We start from the raw sequence: 426 nt of genomic DNA on the forward strand, positions 1-426 counted from the left end.
TTTTCCTTTCTAATCTAGTTAATTTATGTAAATGATAGAAAATTTGTAAAAAGGAGCGTTGCAGATGAATGAAACGACGGATATCCTTTCACTATCAAGTCAAGTTCAAGATTTGGTCCTGCGTTCTTTGGACAATGAAAGCAAGATTTCTATTGGTACAGACGAAGAGTTAACGAATCACGGTCTCGATTCGATCAAAGCAGTTTCTCTCATTTTGGAACTAGAAGAGGTTTTTGATATTCAATTTGCAGATGAAGAATTATTGACAGATAATTTTTCGACAATCAATAAAATTGTCCAGCAGCTTCAAAACAAATTAGCTGATTAATCTTTACAATTTTGGACATAAAAAACGGCATCTCTTCAAAAGACATGCCGTTTTTCGTTTATACAGAAGGAACATCACCTGTCGGACTAATAAGCGAG

General features: G+C 34.3%; 1 protein-coding gene. It reads left to right on the forward strand.

What is annotated here, in order from left to right; all coding sequences use genetic code 11:
* Nucleotides 1–64: 64 nt before the first annotated feature.
* Nucleotides 65–328 (forward strand): acyl carrier protein, encoded by a 264-nt coding sequence (locus tag R2R70_RS19030; RefSeq protein ID WP_367307634.1) that lies wholly within the window; start codon nucleotides 65–67, stop codon nucleotides 326–328.
* Nucleotides 329–426: the final 98 nt, after the last annotated feature.

Source organism: Cobetia sp. SIMBA_158, assembly GCF_046566945.1.
GTDB lineage: Bacteria > Pseudomonadota > Gammaproteobacteria > Pseudomonadales > Halomonadaceae > Cobetia > Cobetia amphilecti.

Coding starts and splice junctions, on each gene's coding strand:
- R2R70_RS19030 (WP_367307634.1), top strand. CDS start 65: ATGAATGAAACGACGGATATCCTTTCACTATCAAGTCAAGTTCAAGAT.